This window comes from Halorubrum sp. PV6 (assembly GCF_003990725.2).
Classification (GTDB): Archaea; Halobacteriota; Halobacteria; order Halobacteriales; family Haloferacaceae; genus Halorubrum.
The window spans coordinates 89,922-105,865 of the sequence record NZ_CP030064.1; the positions used below are offsets into that span (position 1 = coordinate 89,922).

Below are 15,944 nucleotides of genomic sequence, written 5' to 3' on the forward strand. Positions count from 1 at the left end.
GCTCGATACCGGAGATTTCAACCGATTCATCGCGGTCCGAAGGAAACCCATATGCCGCCAGACACGGTACGATACGGTAATGAGTAGTCCCGAGTGGGAAGACGACGACCCGTTCGAGGAACAGCGGGACAAAATCGAGAACCCGATGAAACGGCTGTTCCTCGCGTACGGCCGCGACTACCTCCCGCAGGTGTCCGTCGGCGTCCTCGCCAGCGTCTTCGCGCGGCTCCTCGACCTCCTCCCGCCGCTGATGCTCGGGATCGCTATCGACGCCGTGTTCTACCAGGACGCGCTGTTCCGCGAGCAGATCCCGCTCGTGGTCCTCCCGGACGCGTGGCTTCCGACGGGACAGGAGGCGCAGTTCTGGTTCACCATCGCCGTCATCGGGGGCGCGTTCGGGATCGGCGCCGCCTTCCACTGGGTCCGCAACTGGGGGTTCAACGCCTTCGCACAGAACATCCAGCACGACGTTCGGACCGACACCTACGACAAGATGCAGCGGCTCAACATGGAGTTCTTCTCCGACAAGCAGACGGGCGAGATGATGTCCATCCTCTCGAACGACGTGAACCGGCTCGAACGGTTCTTAAACGACGGGATGAACTCGCTGTTCCGCCTCTCCGTGATGGTCCTCGGAATTGGGTTCCTGCTCGTGTGGATCAACTGGCAGCTCGCCTTGGTCGCGCTCCTCCCGGTGCCCGTCATCGCCGGCTTCACCTACCTCTTTATCAAGATCATCCAGCCGAAGTACGCCGAGGTGCGCTCGTCGGTCGGGAAAATGAACTCCCGGCTGGAGAACAACTTGGGCGGCATTCAGGTGATCAAGTCGTCGAACACCGAGCCGTACGAGTCCGACCGCGTCGACGACGTGTCGATGGACTATTTCGACGCCAACTGGGACGCCATCACGACCCGGATCAAGTTCTTCCCCGCGCTCCGCGTGCTGGCCGGCATCGGCTTCGTGTTCACCTTCGTCGTCGGCGGCCTGTGGGTGTTCCGCGAGACGCCGCCGGGCCCCTTTACCGGCGACCTGTCGGTCGGGATGTTCGTCGTCTTCATCCTCTACACCCAGCGGTTCATCTGGCCGATGGCGCAGTTCGGGCAGATCATCAACATGTACCAGCGCGCTCGGGCTTCCTCGGCGCGAATCTTCGGTCTGATGGACGAGCCCTCGCGGCTCGCCGAAGATCCGGACGCCGAGGAGTTGACCGTCGGCGACGGCGACGTGGTCTACGACGACGTGAGCTTCGGCTACGACGACGAGACCATCGTCTCCGACATCGACTTCGCGGTCGAGGGCGGCGAGACGCTCGCGTTGGTCGGCCCGACCGGCGCCGGAAAATCGACAGTGCTCAAACTGCTGCTCCGGATGTACGACGTCGACGACGGCGCGATCCGGATCGACGGCCAGGACGTGCGCGACGTGACGCTCAAATCCCTCCGCCGGTCGATCGGCTACGTCGGCCAGTCGTCGTACCTCTTCTACGGCACCGTCCGCGAGAACATCACCTACGGCACCTTCGACGCGACCGACGAGGAGGTCCGCGAGGCCGCGGAGGCCGCGGAGGCCCACGAGTTCATCCAGAACCTCCCGGACGGCTACGACACGATGGTCGGCGAGCGCGGCGTCAAACTCTCCGGGGGCCAGCGCCAGCGCGTCACCATCGCGCGAGCGGTGCTGAAAGACCCCGACATCCTCATCCTCGACGAGGCGACCTCCGACGTCGACACCGAGACGGAGATGCTGATCCAACGCTCGCTCGACCGCCTCACCGCCGACCGAACGACGTTCGCCATCGCCCACCGCCTCTCGACTATCAAGGACGCCGACACCATCCTCGTGTTGGAGGGCGGCGAAATCGTCGAGCGCGGCACCCACGACGAACTGTTGGCCAACGACGGGCTGTACGGCCACCTCTGGGGCGTCCAGGCCGGCGAAATCGACGAGCTCCCGCAGGAGTTCATCGACCGCGCCCAACAGCGCACCGCACAGCTGATCGAAGACGCCGAGAGCGACGACGACTGACGGCGGGCGTCCCGGCGCCCGGACCGTCGGCTATACGGCATGTCCCGCCGACGGTCGGGTATGCGACTCGCGGACGCCACCTGGACCGACGTGCGTGACGCCGACATCGACCTCGCGTTCGTCCCCGTCGGCAGCACCGAACAGCACGGCCCCCACGCCCCGCTCGGGACCGACACCCTCAACGCGGTCGCCGTCGCCGAGGCGGGCGAGACGGCCTACGAGGCCTCGGACCGCGGCGCCGTCGCCGTGTCGCCGCCCATTCCCGTCGGCGTCGCCGAGGAACACCGCGCGTTCGACGGGACGATGTGGGTCTCGCCGGACACCTTCCGCGCGTACGTCCGCGAGGCGGCCGAATCGCTGTCGAGCCACGGGATACATCGGGTGGTGTTCGTCAACGGCCACGGCGGCAACGTGGCGGCGCTCGCGGAGGTCGCCCGCCGGTTCTCTCGCGACGCGGCCCACGACGGCTACGCCGCGGCGTTCACGTGGTTCGACTCGGTCGGCGAGCACGCGAGCGACATGGGCCACGCCGGGCCGCTCGAGACGGCGCTGCTGCGCGCGACGCACCCGGATCTGGTTCGAGAAGACCGGATCGCGGACGCCCGCGACGGCGCCGCCGACCGGTGGGGCGAGTGGGTCGCCGGCGTGAACCTCGCGCACGACGCCGACGAGTTCAGCGACAACGGCGTGGTCGGCGATCCGAGCGCCGGCGACGCCGAGCGCGGAGCGGAACTCCTCGATACGGCGAGCGACGCGCTCGTCGAGGTCGCGACGGCGGTCGTCGACCGGGATTTATAAGGAATCGTTCGGTGCGACTACTCCTCGTCGTCCGCTTCGGCGGCGTCCTGGAGCGCCCCGCGAATCGCGGGGACCGTGCCGGTGAGCGAGCCGACGTCCTCGGCGGCGGCCTCGATGTCGCCGACGAGCGACTCCAGTTCCTCGATCTCCGCTTGTAAATCCTCGGCGTCCTCGAAGGCGTCGGCGCGCTCGCCGAGCACGTACGCCTTCTTCGCCGAGCGCACGCTGTCGACCGCGTCGCCGACCGACAGCGCCGACTTCAGCCCGTTGAGCGCGCCCAACACGTTGTCCGCGTCCGTCTCCCACACCGCGTCGGCGTCGGGGAGTTCCTCGCGGGCGGCCTGGAGGTGTTCTCGAACCTCGGCGCGGGTCTCTTCTGCGGCCTCGCCGAACAGGTCGTCGTCGTCGAACGTGGACTGGCTCATACCCGACTCGTCGTGCCCACGCCTTTTAAAAACGCGCCCGAAAGCGAAAGTGAAAACAGAGACGACGCGGCGTCTGCGCTCCGGTTCGCTGTCGTCGGCCGTTCAGTTTCGCTCGGCTGACCGGCGGGCGCCGCTCGCGGTCACAGCCGGCCGACGAGTTCGAGGACGAGCAGGCCGATAAGCAGGCCGAGAACGCCGGCCAGCAGCGCCAGCGTTCGGAGCCACCGCGTCACCCGTTCGGCGCTCGGGGTCGCGGCGAGGAGCGCGGGCCGGCCGGAGGGGGCGGCGTCGGCGTCGGTCACGGCTACGAATCTCTCGGCGAGCGTCGTAAAACCGACTATGAGGGCGGTGTAGCGATGGATACCGGACTACATACCTATATAGGCGGAGACGCGCGTCCGCGACGTCGACCAACTCGTCGGCGACTTCGCGAGGCCGCGGAGCCGCTCGTCGCGGCGGCCGATCAGCGTTATCAGTGCTAATATTCGGGAACCACCTGTTATACCGATCCGATCACTGTTGTATGGTACATTATGCAAGAGGGGTCGACTTCCGGCATCCGATCGAGTTACGGCGCGAAGCTCGCGCTGTCGCTCATCGGGGTCATGGGGGTCTCAGTTTCATACGGGGTCATCGTCTACCTTCGCACGGCCGGCGCCGTGGGGACCGAGGTCCGATCCGGGCTCATCGGAATGACGTTGCTGACGGTGATCGGGCTCGCGCTCATCGGCGTCACGGTTGGATCGAACACGGTCATCTCGCTGCGCCAACTCACCGGCAAAGCCGAGCGGATGGCCGACGGCGACCTCGAGGTGCAACTGGAGACGGGGCGCACCGACGAGCTTGGGCGGCTGTTCCGCGCGTTCGACGCCATGCGCGAGTCGCTCCGGACCACGATCAACGACGCCAAGGAAGCCCGTCAGGACGCGGAGCAGGCGCGCCGCGAGGCGACCGAACGCGCCGAGACGGTCGAGCAGAAGGCGTCCGAGTACGAGTCGGCGATGCGCGCGCTCGCCGACGGCGACCTGACCCGACGGGTCGACCCCGAGAGCGACAACGACGCGATGAGCCGGGTCGGCGTCGCGTTCAACGAGATGGCCGACGAACTGGAGGAGACGGTCGCCTCCGTCGCCACCGTCGCCGAGGACACCGCCGACGTGGCCGGGACCGTCGACGACCGCACGGACAGCCTGCGAGCGACGACGGGCACCGTGAGTGAGGCGGTCGACGAGATCGCGGAGGGCGCTCGCACCCAGCGCGACGACCTGCAGGCCGCGACCGACGAGGCCGAGAACCTCGCCTCCTCGGCCGAGGAGGTCGCCGCCACCGTCTCCGACGTGGCCGAGACCGCGGAACACGCCGCCGAAGTCGGCGACGAGGGCCGGGAGGCCGCCGAGGAGGCGCTCGCCGAGATGGACGCGGTCGAGGAGACGACCGCGGAGACGACCGAAGAGGTCGAGGCGCTCGCCGAGGAGGTCGAAGAGATCGGCGAGGTCGTCGACACTATCTCCGAGATCGCCGAGCAGACGAATCTGCTCGCGCTCAACGCTTCCATCGAGGCGGCCCGGTCCGGCGCCGAGGGCGCGGGATTCGCGGTCGTCGCGGAGGAGGTCAAGGCGCTGGCGGAGGAGACACAGGAGTCCGCAAGCGAGATCGAAGCCCGGATCCACTCCATCCAGGAGCGCGCGGAGACGGGCGCCGACGCGATGGCACGCACCGAACAGCGCATCTCGACCGGCGTCGAAACCGTCGAGACGTCGATCGACGCGCTCGAACGCCTCGCCGAAGCCTCCGAGCGAACGGACACGAGCATGACCGAGATCACGCGGGCGACGGAGACGCAGGCGGACTCCGTCGACGCGGTGGTCGGCCACGTCGAGGACGTCTCCGCGATCAGCGCCCAGACCGCGAGCGCGGCCGGCGACGTCACCGGCGCGGTCGACGAACAGGAGCAGACCCTGAGCGCGGTCGAGACCGCGGCCGGGTCGCTCTCGGAGCGCGCCGTCGCGCTGCGAAACGCGGTCGACGACTTCCGGTTCGAGGCCGACAGCGGCCTCGCTCCCGGCACGGATCTCGACGCGGACAGCTCGGCGAGCCCCGCCGGTTCCGCCGCGGCGGTCTCCGACGGGGGCACCGAGGACTCGCCGGACGGCGGCTCCTTCGACTTCTCACGCGGGAGCGACGCCGCCGGGGGGCGAGACGCGCCTCGCAGTGACCCGGCGGACGGGGAGGGGGTGAACTGAGGTGCTCGTCGACATCGCCGTCTGGGCGTGGATCGGCGCGCTCGCAATGGGTGCCGGGACGATACCGCCGCTCTGGGCGTGGTTCTCTCGGTCCTCGTCGGCCGAGCAGTCACACGCCGTCTACTACGCGACGCTCGCCGGCGTCACCGGCATCGCGGCGGTCGCGTACCTCCTGATGGCGCTCGGCTACGGGACGGTCTCGACGGGGGGCGCGGAGCTCGACATCGTTCGGTACGTCGACTGGCTCCTGACGACGCCGCTTCTCATCCTGTATCTCGGGCTGCTCGTCCGGCCGCCGCGGCGCGTCCTCGCCGGCCTGATCGGGATCGACGTGGTGATAATCGCCGGGGGGATCGTCGCCGCGGCCACCACCGGAACGGTCTCGTGGGTCGCCTTCGGCGTCGCGGGCGCCGCGTTCCTCGCGCTCGTCTACGGCCTCCTCGTCTCGCTCCCGCGCTCCGCGTCGGCAGAGAGCGACCGCGTTCGAGCCGTCTTCGGCACGCTCCGGAACATCACGGTGGTGTTGTGGACGCTGTACCCCGTCGTCTGGCTGCTCGGGACCACCGGCTTCGGGCTGGTGACGCCGTCGACGGAGATGCTCGTCTTCGTCTACCTCGACATCGTCTCGAAGGTGGGCTTCGTCGTCGTCGCCGTCGCTGGCGCCGACGCGCTTGAGTACCTCGGAGCCGGCCGCGAGGCGTTCGCGGTCGACGCGGCGGACGCGGACGCCGGGGAGCACACGACCGTCCTCGGCGACGACTGAACCGCCGCCGCTCTTCTTATTCCTCGGCGACGAGGCTTTCGTACTGCGCGCCGGTCTGTTTCAGCGTCTCCGTTGAGTAGAGCCGGTCGTGGGGAACCGGAAGGTAGTCGGCCGCGAGCTCGTCGATCTTCGCGTCGACCGCCTCCGCCTCGCGCCCGTGGATCATCGTGAACAGGTTGTACTCCCACTCCTGGTCCGGGCGCCGCGGTCGGTGGTAACACAGCGTGACGTACGGGAGGCTCCCGACCGCCGCGCCGCGCTCGTCGAGTTCGTCGTCGGGCACGTCCCAGACGACCATGCAGTTGTTCGTGAACCCGGTGACGACGTGGTTGACGATACAGCCGATCCGCTTGATACAGCCGTCAGCGAGCAGGCGCTCGACCGCCGCGAGCACGTCGTCGAGGGGCGCGTCTATCTCCGCCGCCACGTCGGCGTAGGGGGTCGGAGACAGCGGGAACCCGTCCTGGATAGCCAACAGGAGGTCGGCTTCGAGCGAGGTGAGGTCGCCCCGCGCGTCCTCGGAGATGCGGGTGGCCGAGACGTCCGTGCTGTCGAGCGACTCGCGCGCGAAGCGGTCCTCGTTCACGACCGGGAACTCCAGGTCGATGTAGTAGTCGGTGAGCATCGGGAGCGCCAACACCTCACACCCGGTCTCGTCCTCGATCGATTCGAGGATGGCGTCGCGCTTCTCGCGTGACCCCGCGGTGACGACGAACCACTGGTTCCACTCGTGGTCCCGCCGATAGTTGTGGTTCACCTGCCTGTAGCCGTTGATCACGTCGGCGACCTCGTCGAACCGGTCCTCGGGCGCGCGAACCGCCGCGAGCGTCGATGACCCGATGACTGGGGGGTTAAGCACCGCCCCGAACCGTCGGAACACCCCCTTCTCGCGGAGGTCGCGAACCCGGTCGAGGACTTCGTCGGCGTCGACCGCGACGCCCGTCTCGGCCGCGATCTCGCGGGCGACCCGCTCGAACGGGCGCGACTCGACGGGGAACCCGCTCTGGTACTCGTCGATGAGGGCCGCGTCGACCGCATCGATATCGCTTCGCCAGTCGGCGTCCAGACTCATTGCGCGCAGTAGGAGTTGCGCGTACCTACGGGTTTCGGAGCAGTCGAGGACACAGTCTACTCCGGCGATTGCGGCCGGCCGGCGTCGGTAGCGGGGCGGCGAGGCCTCGGTCGGTAGCGGAGTGACGAGGGCTCACTCGGTAGTGGGGTGACGAGGGCTCAGTCGTCAGCGGGGGTCTCACTCGGCGTCGGCGCGAACGTACGGGCGCTCGCTTCCAGTTCGTCGGTCGAGCAGCCACCGACCGTGGCGGCCTGTTCGAGCGTCAGCGTGCGAGCGCGATACAGCGTGAGTGCGGTGGCGACGGATTTGGATGTCATCGGGAACATCTGTTTACAAGATGGACGAACATATAACTCTAACGGGTTTTGCACCTCACTCCATCAACTAGTGCGCTATAGAAGTTTGGGTATAAAGAGAAAATAAGGTGTTAGTAGACGATCGACCGATTTCACTTTGCGAACTACTACCACGGATTCGGGGGAACCCCACCCAACACCCGCCGGTTCCCGCTCGCCCACCGCTCGGGCGCGCCGTCGCGAGGGACTCTTCTCAGCCTCCGGGAGCCGAACGAGGGACTTTTCGTTCGAGAACCCGAACGACGCGTATGGCTCAGGCGACCCAGGAGTTCGGCGACTGGCCCCTCAAACGGCTGATGACCGAGGTCTGTGGCTCCGGCCACAAGTCGGCCGACGACCTGACGCGCGCGCAGGCGACCGAGGCGTTCGAACGCATCCTCGCGGACGAGCCCGACCCGACGACGCTCGGCGCGTTCTGGCTCGCGAACCGCTGGAAGCGAAACACGCCCGAGGAGCTCGGCGCCTACGTCGACGTGATGTGCGAGCGCGTCGAGTACGCGGAACCCGACGCCGACCCCGTCGACTGCGGCGCGAACTACGACGGCAAGGGCCGCTCGGCGATCCTCGGCGTCGCGGCCGGCGCGGTGGCCGCCGCCGCGGGCACGCCCGTCGTCGTCCACTCCGGCGACCGCGTCCCCACGCAGAAGCAGGACTCGTATAAACACGTGCTCGACGAACTCGGCGTCCACACCGAGTTGACGCCGTCCGACTCGGCCGACATGGTCGACGAGACCGGCTTCGGCTTCTACTACCAGCCCGCGTTTAACCCCGCCATCGACGACCTGTTCGACCGCCGCGACATGATGGGCGTCCGGACGTTCGTCAACACCATCGAGACGCTGGCGAACCCGTCCGGTGCGTCGGTCCACCTCGGCTCCTTCTACCACCTCGCGTTCGCGAAGAAGGTCGTCGACACGTTCGTGGAAAGCGAGTTCCACGACCTCGACCGCGTCCTGATGTTCCAGGGGATGGAAGGCTACGACGACGTGCGCCCCGGCTACACCAAGGTCGCCGAGTGGGACGCGTCGGGCGGAGACGCCGCCGACGGCAGCGAGGGCGCCTCCTTCGACGACTTCGAGATCGAGACCGCCGAGTACGGGATGGACCTCGAAGAGGACGACCTCGCGGTTGACGACGTCGCCGCCGAGTCCGCCGCCATCACCGAGGCGGTCCTCGCCGGCGAGCGCGACGGCCCCTTCGCCGACGCGGTCGTGGTCAACGCCGCGCTCCGGATCTACGCCCGCGGGGACGTCGACTCGATCGAAGCCGGCATCGACGCGGCTCACGCCGCCATCGACGACGGCTCCGCTTTCGACGTGCTCGAAGCGCTCCGCGACTTCTGACCGCGCCTGGCTGCGTCGGTCTCGCGTCCGTTTTTGTACCCCAAACCGAAATCCGATTAGTCGCCGTTTTCGGTACTTTCGCGCGCCGAAACGCCGATATGGGTCGAATTTGGGAGGGAATCCGGAAAGGAGTCTTGAGGCCACGCACCCTACAAGTATTGTACAGAATATGACCCACGATACCACGCTTCACTATGCCGACGTGTGAGCACTGCGAGGCGCACGTCTCGGAACGATTCGCTCGGGTGTTTTCGGACGCTCGCGGTCGGATTCACGCGTGCCCGAACTGCTCGGCGAACGCCGGGATCGCCGAAGTCGCGAAGGAACGCGCACAGAACGCCTGACCCCCGCTGATTCTCCCGGCCCTCCGCCTGCGCCGCCTGCCGATCGTTATCGGTCGGGCGCGGGCGGCATCGCGCGCTTGTGAGCGCTGCGCTCGTGCAGATCCGCGACGCGCTCGACCGCCGCTTCCGGCACGCCGAGCTCCCGGACCGTCGCCGACCGCGAGAGCCCGCCGTCGACGTGGACCGCGAGGATGGCGTCGACGGTGTCGTAGTCGAGGCCCATCTCCTCGGCGTCGGTCTGTCCCTCCCACATGCCCGCGGTCGGCTCCTGCATCACCAAATCGCGGGGGACGCCGACGTGGGCGGCCAACTGGCGGACCTGCTGTTTGTACAGGTTGCCGATGGGGTTGCAGTCGACCGCCTGGTCGCCGTATTTGGTGTAGTAGCCCGTCATCGCCTCCGCGCGGTTCCCGGTCCCCAACACGACCCGGTTCTCCGCGTTGGCGACGAAGTAGTTCACTACCGCGCGAGTGCGGACGTAGACGTTGCCGGCCGCCATGCGGTCGTCCGCGGCCTCGGGGACCGCGTCGAAGAACGACTCCGCTATCGGCTGGATCTCGACTACGTCGTACTCGATTCCGAGGTCCTCGGCGACGCGCTCCGCGTCGCTCATCATCTCCGGATCGTTCACTTCGGACGGCATCGTGATCCCGTGAAGCCCGTCTTTCCCGAGCGCCTCGACGGCGAGGTGGGCGGTCACGGTCGAGTCGATCCCGCCCGACAGCCCGAGGACCGCCCCCTCGGCGCCCGCGTCGTCGACGATGTCACGAATAAAGGAGACGATCCGCTCGCGGGTCGCCGCCAGCTCCGCCTCCGAGAGGCGGAGGTCGAGCGGGGGGTCGTCCGACAGCAACACCGACTGGTCCGAGGTCTGGCTCATACCCTAGTGTAGGACCGAGGCGACTAATACCTCCCCGTCGACGCCAAGAACTGGACGGTCATCGGGTTATGCGGCGCGTTTCGGCGTTCTCACAGCTTTTAGGCGGCCGCCGCGGCTTATAAATACCCTTCCGCCTCGGCCAACAGCAACCCCTCCAGCGTGGCGTCGTTCGTCGGCGGCTCCCGAGCGACCGCCAGCGCCTCGTCGATCGGGACCGTCCGCGGCACGAGGAACTCGTTGCTGTCGTGGTCGACGCTGACCGGCTCTAACCCCTCGGCGAACACGTAGCCGCGCTTGTGGCGCAACACGCCCGTCGAACACCACACCTCCTGTAAGAGCACGGTCGACGCCGGGTCGAAGCCGGTCTCTTCGGCGAGCTCCCGAGCCCCGGCGGCGGTGTACGACTCGCCGGGCTCGACGATCCCCGCCGGAAGCTCCAGTTGGGTGTTGCGTACGGTCGGCCGGTACTGCTCGACGAACAGCACCTGATCGTCGGCGACCGCGATCACCACGGTCGCGGGCGACAGCTCCGCCCAGTAGTACTTCTTTTCGGTCCCGTCCGGCTGTTCGACGCGGTCGTACCCGCCGACGAACCAGCCGGCGTCGTACTCCACCGCGACCTCTAAGACCGGCCACTCCGGCTCGCCGGGCAGCGAGTGCGACCGCCCGTCGTCGAACGCCGGCAGGTCGCGGAGGTCGTCGCTCACGGCTGTACCACCTCCACGTAGTAGACCTGTCCGCCGCGGCGGACGCGCACCCCGTCGCCGGCCGCCGCTTCCGGCACCTGCTGGGTGAGGGCGTCCACCTCGTCGAACGGCGTGTGGGTGAACCACTTCTTCGCGCCGGAGAGCCCGGTCTGGTACCCCTCCGAGCGCCCGTCCTCGCTCTCGATTGCGGTCGTCAGGAACGGGTACCGCCGGTCGGAGACGTTGTTCACGTCGGCGGCGGTCTCGTTCGTCTCGATCGGTTCGGCGGTGAGGTAGTAGGGGTCGCCGCTCCCGAGGTAGCTCGGCACCGCCCCCAACGCGAGCAGGGCGACGGCGACCAAGGCGATGGCGACGAGGAGGTTCCGCGTGACCGGGCGCATGGGTATCGTTGGCCCCGCCGGGGAATACCGGTTTCGACCGCGGCCGCCGCGGGCCGTCCGGCCGAACACGGAACCGCCACGCTCGTCGGCTGGGCGTCCCGACGCGGCTCTCGCCGACGCGTTTTAGCCGGCCGCGCCCCTCGCGTGCGCATGGAGTTCCGGTTCGAGTTGGCGCTGTGTGCCGCGCTCGAATCGCCGGACCGCGTCGTTTCCCGACAGCTCGGCGCTGGCATCGAGAACCCCGGCGGCCGGATCGTCGACGTCTGCGTGATGACGCCCGGCCCGGCGTTCGACCGGCGCGCGGCGATCACGGCCGACCGGATCCCCGACCCAGCCATCGAGGCCGCCGTTGGTCCCGGCGAGGCGGTCCCGCTCACGGAGGCGTTCGACCTGCCGCCCGACCGCGCCGAGGCGGTCGCCGACCACGCGGCCGCGGTCGGGTATCTCGAACGCGAGCGTCGCGACGGGCGGCCGGTCGTGCGCGCGACCGCCCGGTACCCCGACGACTGGGTCGGGTCGCTCACCGCCGTCGAGAACAAGCCGGACCTCGGTTCGCCCGGCGATCTGGCGGCGCAACTGCGGTACGACGCCGCGCTCGGCCTGTTCGACCACGTCGTCCTCGCGACGGCCTCGTACGTCACCCGCGCGCACCTCAACCGGATCCCCGACGTGGTCGGCGTCTGGCGGTTCGACCCCGACACGGGCGACCGCGAGGTCGTCCGCGAGCCGACCCGCCTCGCGCCCGACGCGCCCGGCGTCGAGATTCGCGACGAGCGCGCGCTCCGAACCGACGTGGCGCTCGTCACCGCCGACGCGAAGGCGCGCAAACGCCGCCGGATCGCCGAACGCGCCTACGGGAAGGGGTGGCGACCGGACCCGCCCGCCTGCGCGCACGCGACGACGACCGCCGACGGGCGCCCCTACTGCGAACAGTTCGAGCGCGTCGTCAACCCCGGCCGCGACTGCGGCCAGGCCTGCGAGGCGTTCGAGCCCGCGGACCCGCCGGCGACCGACCGGGACGCGCTCCGCGACGAGCGCACCGCGTGGGTCGCGACGCCGGACGGCGCCGGGCCGCGTCGCCAGTCGGGCCTCTCGCGGTTCCGCTGACCGGCGGCCGTGGGAATCCTTATGCTTCGAGGGATGGACAGATACGTATGGACGACATCGAAGACGTGTTCGTCGCGCGCCTGATGACGAGCGAACTGTACACGGTGACGCCGGACACGCTCGTCGAGGACGCGGCGGCCGTACTGCTCGACAACGACATCAGCTCGGCGCTCGTCGTCGAGGACGGCGCGCTGGTCGGCATCCTCACGACGACCGATTTCGTCGACATCGTCGCCAAGAGCCAGCCGAAAGCCGAGACGACCGTCGAGCGATACATGACCGCGGACCCGATCACGGCGAGCGCACAGGACTCGGTGTCCGCGGTGGCCGCGACGATGGTCGAACACGGGTTCCACCACGTTCCCGTCGTCGACGGCGACGAACCGATCGGGATCATCACCACCTCCGACTTCGCGTCCTACGTCTCTTCGCCCGAAGCGCCCTCTCCGTAACGGTATTTAAGAGCGTCAGCGAGACCGGCGTGTCGACATCTCGGACCCCCCGGCACGTTTAAGTTGATTCCACCACTCTGTACAGGTGACGCTTCGCTTGGAGGGCCGAAGCGTCAGCGGGGACCTACTGAACGACACGCTCGTGCCGCTTTTTCCTGGCACGGGCGTGCCGTTCGTCCTTACATCACCGCGAGCGACGCGTCTCGCGCCCTCAAAGGCAGTGACTTCGACGCCGTGAGCCCACCTTCCCTCTACTCGCGCCCCTCGCCCTGATACGTCCCGTCGTAGGTGCCCTCGTGATCGGCCGCCGCGAGCACGAGCTGGGCGATCCGCGCGCCCGGCTCGATCGATATCTCGTGGCCCACGTCGAGACGGCCCTCGCCGACCCCTTCGTAGCCCGCGTCCCAGACGGCGGTGTCGATGGTACACGCGTTACGCAGCAGCGTCGACCGCGGGAGCACGAAGCCGATCCGCGCTTCGGGAATCCGAACCGGCTCGCCGTACCGGACGACGTACGTCCCCGGCTCCAAGCGATACGCGCCGTCTTCGGGCTCGACCTCGGTACGCTCGCCGACTCGCTTCCCGTCGCGACGGATCTCGCCCGGCGCCGCCTGTTCGAAGACGGCACCGAGGGTGAGGTCGACGCCGTTCGGCTGTTGCTGTGTCTCGTCGAGGTCGGCGTCGGCGCTCTCGAGTGCCGCCGCGACCGTCGCTCCCGAATCGAACATACTCGACCGGACCCGCGGCCCAGACTAAACCGTGTCGCCCGCGCGTTCGGGCTCGGTCCCGCAAAACTCCGGATCTGCTCAAACTGCCGAAATCGACCGATGTAGCCCTTTATTGGCCTTATACACTCGTTACGATCAATTTTCACATGGGTATTGGTATCACGACCTTTTTTCCGCAACAATTGCGTCTCAAACCGATCTAACACGGTCGATCTTCCAGAAAACTCGCGGGTTTTATATTCACGGGAGAGCCATCTCCGCGTGATATGGGACAAACGATTACAGAGAAGATCCTCGATGACCATCTCGTCGAGGGCGAGCTGACGCCCGGCGAGGAGATCGGCATCGAGATCGACCAAGTGCTGACACAGGACACCACGGGGACGATGGTGTGGCTCCAGTTCGAGGCGCTGGAGATGGACGAGGTCCAGACGGAGCTCGCCGCGCAGTACTGCGACCACCAGACGTACCAGTTCGACTTCAAAAACACCGACGACCACCGCTTCCTCCGCTCTGCGGCCGGCACGTACGGCGCGTACTTCTCCCGGCCCGGCAACGGTATCTGCCACCAGGTTCACAAGGAGAACTTCGCGGCGCCCGGTAAGACGCTGCTCGGCTCCGACTCGCACACGCCGACTCCCGGCGGCCTCGGCGAGCTCGCGATCGGCGCCGGCGGCCTCGACATCGCCGTCGCCATGGGCGGTGGCCCCTACTACGTCGAGATGCCGGAAGTCGTCAACGTCCACCTCGAAGGCGATCTCCCCGAGTGGGCGACCGCCAAGGACGTGGCGCTCCACCTGCTCGGCGAGCTGACCGTCAAGGGCGGCGTCGGGAAGATCTTCGAGTACACCGGCCCCGGCGCCGAGAAGCTCTCGATCCCCGAGCGGACCACGATCACGAACCTCGGCACCGAGCTCGGCGCCACCTCCTCGATCTTCGGCACCGACGAGAAGACGAAAGACTGGCTCGCGCGCCAGGACCGCGAGGAGGAGTACGTCGACCTTCAGCCGGACGACGACGCGGAGTACGCGGAGACCATCGAGGTCGACCTCAACGAACTCGAACCGCTCGTGGCCGCGCCTTCGATGCCCGACAACGTCGCCCCCGTCAGCGAGTTCGAGGGTACCGACGTCGAGCAGGTCATCGTCGGCTCCTGTACCAACGGCGCCTACGAGGATATCCTCCCCAGCGCGAAGATGCTGGAGGGCCGCGAGGTCGCCAAGCAGACCGAGATGATCGTCGCGCCCGGCTCGAAGCAGGCCTCCGAGATGCTGGCCCGCGAGGGCTGGACCGCGGAGATGATGGCGGCCGGCGTCAACTTCTCCGAGGCGACGTGTGGCGCGTGTATCGGTATCGGTCACGTGCCCGCCTCCGACTCCGTCTCGCTGCGTACCTTCAACCGCAACTTCGAGGGTCGCTCCGGTATCGAGGACGACTCCGTCTTCCTCTGCTCGCCCGAGGTCGCCACCGCGGCGGCCATCACGGGCAAAATCGTCGACCCCCGCGACCTCGCCGACGAACTCGGCGACCTCGAGGCGCCCGGCCTCGAGATGGGGACGAAGTACGGTCCCGGCATGGGCCAGGACGACAACGACATCATCGCGCCCGACGAGGCGATCGACGACGGTCTCGTCAAAGGCCCGAACATCGGCGACGTGCCGATCAAAGACGGGATCGACGTGGACGGCGGTGAGGCCCTCCTCAAGATGGAGGACAACATCACGACCGACCACATCATCCCGGCGACGGCGGACATCCTGAAGTTCCGCTCGAACATCGAGAAGCTCTCCGAGTTCACGCTCTCGCGCGTCGACGACACGTTCGCGCAGCGCTCGCTCGACGCCGACGGCGGCGTCCTCGTGGCCGGCGAGAACTACGGGCAGGGCTCCTCGCGCGAACACGCGGCCCTCTGTCCGATGTTCCTCGGCATCGAGGCCGTCTTCGCGCAGAGCTTCGCCCGCATCCACAAGGCGAACCTGTTCAACTTCGGCATCGTGCCCCTCGCGATCGACGCGGAGACGTACGAGAAGATCGAGCAGGGCGACGACCTCGAAATCGTCGACGACGTGCCCGCGGGCGTCCGCTCCGGGCAGGAGGAGTTCACCGTGAGCGTCAACGGCGACTGGGAGTTCACCGCCGACCTCGACGCCTCCGACCGCGAACGCGACATCCTCGCAGCGGGCGGCAAGCTCTCGTGGGTCAAACAGCAGCACTCGGGCGACTCCGGCGCGGCGCCGGCAGACGACTGAGACGGCTGTCGATCGGATCGTCAGACTCACGGCCCATCTTCTCGTTTTTTTTTACCTCGTTGCCAGCGGCG

At 68.0% G+C, this 15,944-nt stretch carries 16 protein-coding genes; 8 read left to right on the top strand and 8 right to left on the bottom strand.

The annotated features are described in order from the left end of the window. Positions 1-79: 79 nt before the first annotated feature. Both DOS48_RS14210 and DOS48_RS14215 read left to right on the top strand, forming a co-directional pair. Positions 80-2,026, top strand: a complete 1,947-nt coding sequence (locus DOS48_RS14210) for an ABC transporter ATP-binding protein (RefSeq protein ID WP_127116388.1) — start codon at positions 80-82, stop codon at positions 2,024-2,026. 60 nt (positions 2,027-2,086) lie between these two features. Next, positions 2,087-2,824, top strand: a complete 738-nt coding sequence (locus tag DOS48_RS14215; RefSeq protein WP_127116389.1) for a creatininase family protein — start codon at positions 2,087-2,089, stop codon at positions 2,822-2,824. 17 nt (positions 2,825-2,841) lie between these two features. Here DOS48_RS14215 and DOS48_RS14220 read toward each other — a convergent pair whose 3' ends face one another. Together DOS48_RS14220 and DOS48_RS14225 are read right to left on the bottom strand one after the other, a co-directional pair. Then, positions 2,842-3,249 carry a DUF5790 family protein gene (locus DOS48_RS14220; protein ID WP_127116390.1) on the bottom strand — a complete coding sequence of 136 codons (408 nt, stop codon included), beginning with the start codon at positions 3,247-3,249 and terminating at the stop codon, positions 2,842-2,844. A 140-nt stretch (positions 3,250-3,389) separates the two neighbouring features. Further along, the gene (locus DOS48_RS14225; RefSeq protein ID WP_168654232.1) at positions 3,390-3,551 is read right to left on the bottom strand and encodes a hypothetical protein; all 162 of its coding nucleotides are present in this window, start codon (positions 3,549-3,551) and stop codon (positions 3,390-3,392) included. 231 nt (positions 3,552-3,782) lie between these two features. Between DOS48_RS14225 and DOS48_RS14230 the strand changes: the two genes are divergently transcribed. Then, positions 3,783-5,492 (top strand): methyl-accepting chemotaxis protein, encoded by a 1,710-nt coding sequence (locus tag DOS48_RS14230; protein ID WP_127116391.1) that lies wholly within the window; start codon positions 3,783-3,785, stop codon positions 5,490-5,492. Position 5,493: 1 nt separating this feature from the next. After that, positions 5,494-6,255 carry a bacteriorhodopsin gene (locus DOS48_RS14235; protein WP_127116392.1) on the top strand — a complete coding sequence of 254 codons (762 nt, stop codon included), beginning with the start codon at positions 5,494-5,496 and terminating at the stop codon, positions 6,253-6,255. A gap of 16 nt (positions 6,256-6,271) precedes the next feature. Here DOS48_RS14235 and DOS48_RS14240 read toward each other — a convergent pair whose 3' ends face one another. Continuing rightward, complete coding sequence (locus DOS48_RS14240; RefSeq protein WP_127116393.1) at positions 6,272-7,327, bottom strand: Lrp/AsnC family transcriptional regulator; 1,056 nt, start codon at positions 7,325-7,327, stop codon at positions 6,272-6,274. A gap of 158 nt (positions 7,328-7,485) precedes the next feature. After that, positions 7,486-7,644, bottom strand: coding sequence for a hypothetical protein (locus DOS48_RS14245; RefSeq protein WP_168654233.1), 159 nt, complete (start codon positions 7,642-7,644; stop codon positions 7,486-7,488). A 287-nt stretch (positions 7,645-7,931) separates the two neighbouring features. On the opposite strand from DOS48_RS14245, the gene DOS48_RS14250 reads away from it, so the two are divergent. Further along, on the top strand, positions 7,932-9,026 hold the full coding sequence (locus tag DOS48_RS14250; protein ID WP_127116394.1) for an anthranilate phosphoribosyltransferase: 1,095 nt from the start codon (positions 7,932-7,934) through the stop codon (positions 9,024-9,026). A 390-nt stretch (positions 9,027-9,416) separates the two neighbouring features. Here DOS48_RS14250 and DOS48_RS14255 read toward each other — a convergent pair whose 3' ends face one another. The 3 genes from DOS48_RS14255 to DOS48_RS14265 form a co-directional block, all read right to left on the bottom strand. Continuing rightward, a complete protein-coding gene (locus DOS48_RS14255) occupies positions 9,417-10,250 on the bottom strand; it encodes an NAD+ synthase (protein ID WP_127116395.1) in 834 nt (277 codons plus the stop codon). A 116-nt stretch (positions 10,251-10,366) separates the two neighbouring features. Next, entirely contained in the window at positions 10,367-10,957 is a 591-nt protein-coding gene (locus DOS48_RS14260) for an NUDIX hydrolase (RefSeq protein WP_127116396.1), read from the bottom strand. Further along, the gene (locus DOS48_RS14265) at positions 10,954-11,337 is read right to left on the bottom strand and encodes a hypothetical protein (protein WP_127116397.1); all 384 of its coding nucleotides are present in this window, start codon (positions 11,335-11,337) and stop codon (positions 10,954-10,956) included. The genes DOS48_RS14260 and DOS48_RS14265 overlap by 4 nt, the downstream gene beginning before the upstream one ends. A 150-nt stretch (positions 11,338-11,487) precedes the next feature. On the opposite strand from DOS48_RS14265, the gene DOS48_RS14270 reads away from it, so the two are divergent. Continuing rightward, the gene (locus tag DOS48_RS14270) at positions 11,488-12,444 is read left to right on the top strand and encodes a DUF5787 family protein (protein WP_127116398.1); all 957 of its coding nucleotides are present in this window, start codon (positions 11,488-11,490) and stop codon (positions 12,442-12,444) included. Positions 12,445-12,491: 47 nt separating this feature from the next. Continuing rightward, the gene (locus DOS48_RS14275; protein WP_127116399.1) at positions 12,492-12,896 is read left to right on the top strand and encodes a cyclic nucleotide-binding/CBS domain-containing protein; all 405 of its coding nucleotides are present in this window, start codon (positions 12,492-12,494) and stop codon (positions 12,894-12,896) included. A 251-nt stretch (positions 12,897-13,147) separates the two neighbouring features. Here DOS48_RS14275 and DOS48_RS14280 read toward each other — a convergent pair whose 3' ends face one another. Beyond that, a complete protein-coding gene (locus DOS48_RS14280; RefSeq protein ID WP_127116400.1) occupies positions 13,148-13,624 on the bottom strand; it encodes a deoxyuridine 5'-triphosphate nucleotidohydrolase in 477 nt (158 codons plus the stop codon). 266 nt (positions 13,625-13,890) lie between these two features. On the opposite strand from DOS48_RS14280, the gene DOS48_RS14285 reads away from it, so the two are divergent. Next, on the top strand, positions 13,891-15,873 hold the full coding sequence (locus tag DOS48_RS14285; RefSeq protein ID WP_127116401.1) for an aconitate hydratase: 1,983 nt from the start codon (positions 13,891-13,893) through the stop codon (positions 15,871-15,873). Positions 15,874-15,944: the final 71 nt, after the last annotated feature.

What these genes read in the sequence shown, in the direction of transcription:
- DOS48_RS14215 (WP_127116389.1), top strand. Translation starts at nt 2,087, where the DNA reads ATGCGACTCGCGGACGCCACCTGGACCGACGTGCGTGACGCCGACATC.
- DOS48_RS14255 (WP_127116395.1), bottom strand. Translation starts at nt 10,250, where the DNA reads ATGAGCCAGACCTCGGACCAGTCGGTGTTGCTGTCGGACGACCCCCCG.
- DOS48_RS14275 (WP_127116399.1), top strand. Translation starts at nt 12,492, where the DNA reads ATGGACGACATCGAAGACGTGTTCGTCGCGCGCCTGATGACGAGCGAA.
- DOS48_RS14280 (WP_127116400.1), bottom strand. Translation starts at nt 13,624, where the DNA reads ATGTTCGATTCGGGAGCGACGGTCGCGGCGGCACTCGAGAGCGCCGAC.
- DOS48_RS14245 (WP_168654233.1), bottom strand. Translation starts at nt 7,644, where the DNA reads ATGACATCCAAATCCGTCGCCACCGCACTCACGCTGTATCGCGCTCGC.
- DOS48_RS14285 (WP_127116401.1), top strand. Translation starts at nt 13,891, where the DNA reads ATGGGACAAACGATTACAGAGAAGATCCTCGATGACCATCTCGTCGAG.
- DOS48_RS14210 (WP_127116388.1), top strand. Translation starts at nt 80, where the DNA reads ATGAGTAGTCCCGAGTGGGAAGACGACGACCCGTTCGAGGAACAGCGG.
- DOS48_RS14230 (WP_127116391.1), top strand. Translation starts at nt 3,783, where the DNA reads ATGCAAGAGGGGTCGACTTCCGGCATCCGATCGAGTTACGGCGCGAAG.
- DOS48_RS14220 (WP_127116390.1), bottom strand. Translation starts at nt 3,249, where the DNA reads ATGAGCCAGTCCACGTTCGACGACGACGACCTGTTCGGCGAGGCCGCA.
- DOS48_RS14250 (WP_127116394.1), top strand. Translation starts at nt 7,932, where the DNA reads ATGGCTCAGGCGACCCAGGAGTTCGGCGACTGGCCCCTCAAACGGCTG.
- DOS48_RS14240 (WP_127116393.1), bottom strand. Translation starts at nt 7,327, where the DNA reads ATGAGTCTGGACGCCGACTGGCGAAGCGATATCGATGCGGTCGACGCG.
- DOS48_RS14265 (WP_127116397.1), bottom strand. Translation starts at nt 11,337, where the DNA reads ATGCGCCCGGTCACGCGGAACCTCCTCGTCGCCATCGCCTTGGTCGCC.
- DOS48_RS14270 (WP_127116398.1), top strand. Translation starts at nt 11,488, where the DNA reads ATGGAGTTCCGGTTCGAGTTGGCGCTGTGTGCCGCGCTCGAATCGCCG.